Origin of the sequence: Microcoleus sp. N9_B4 (assembly GCF_036701635.1) — a bacterium.
In the GTDB taxonomy this organism is placed as follows: Bacteria; Cyanobacteriota; Cyanobacteriia; order Cyanobacteriales; family Microcoleaceae; genus Microcoleus.
In genome coordinates this window covers 1-1,481 of sequence record NZ_JAUBRC010000115.1, presented here as the reverse complement: position 1 = coordinate 1,481, position 1,481 = coordinate 1, and the positions used below count along the sequence as shown (strand labels likewise).

General features: G+C 59.2%; 1 pseudogene. It reads left to right on the top strand.

The features are described 5' to 3' along the window. Positions 1 to 1,481 (top strand): annotated as a pseudogene (locus QUA43_RS30670) (hypothetical protein); the annotation flags it as partial.

Genomic DNA, 1,481 nt, shown 5'->3' with positions numbered 1-1,481 from the left:
ACCGAAAACGATACCCTCTCCGGCAACGACGGCCGCGACAAATTATACGGCCGCCAAGGCAACGACTTTTTAGAAGGCAATGCCAATGACGACGAACTGTGGGGTGGCGATAACGAGGATACGCTGTTAGGACAAACTGGAGATGACATTCTGCGGGGCGAATCGGGCAACGACAGCCTTGATGGTGGCGAAGGCGCTGATCGACTTTTCGGTCAAATCGGCAAAGATACCCTCTCCGGTAACAGTGGCGACGACTACTTAGAAGGCGGCGCAGACGATGATAGCTTAACTGGAGGCGCTGGGGGCGATCGCATTTTCGGAAATGACGGCAACGACTTCGCCGACGGCAACAGCGGCGACGACTACATCGACGGCGGGGCGAACAACGATACTTTAGCAGGGGGAGAAGGGGGCGATCGAATATTCGGTCAATCCGGCAACGACAGCCTCGAAGGCAACGACGACAACGACTTCATCGACGGCGGTACCGGCAGCGACACCCTCTGGGGCAACGACGGCGACGACGAACTCTACGGCCGCGAAGACCGAGATTACATCGACGGCGGCCGCGGCAGCGACCAAATCTACGGCGGAGATGCAGCCGACACCCTCCTCGGACAAACCGGAGAGGATAACATCGACGGCGGTTCCGGCGCAGACTCGATTCTCGGCAACGACGGCAACGACAACATTTGGGCCCAAGCCGGCAACGACTCGATTTACGGCGGCGCCGGCAACGACAACGTTTGGGGCAACGAAGACGACGACAGGATTTTTGGAGAAGCAGGCGAAGACAAAATCGACGGCGGTTCCGGCTACGACACCATCGACGGCGGCGCTGGCAACGACGAACTGTTCGGCGGTACGGGCAACGACCAATTATTAGGAGGTGCCGGCAACGACAAAATTGACGGCAGCATCGACGACGACAAACTCTTCGGAGGCGCCGGCAACGACTTGATGTTTGGCAGTGAAGGGCAAGACACCATCCTAGGCGAAGTTGGCGAAGACACTCTCTACGGCGGCGATGAAACTGACATGATGGACGGCGGCGCGAGTAACGACTTGGTTGTCGGCGACTCCGGCGACGACATCCTGACAGGCGATTCCGGCGACGACACCCTCGCCGGCGGCAGCGGCAACGACTTGATGGGAGGAGGTAACGGCGATGACTTGATGTTCGGTGAATGCGACGACGACACTATGCTGGGAGGTGCCGGTAACGACACCCTCGACGGCGGTTGCGGCAACGACTTGCTAACTGGGGAAGCGGGCAGCGACAACCTCTTGGGCAACGAAGGCGACGACAGTCTCGACGGCGGCAGCAGCAACGATACCCTCGATGGCGGTAATGGCAACGACTTCTTAGGTGGCGGCAGCGGCAATGACAGCCTGAACGGTAACGATGGTGATGACAGCGTTTACGGCGGCGAAGGTAACAACGTGCTCAAGGGCGGCAACGGTCAAGATTCGCTGATTGG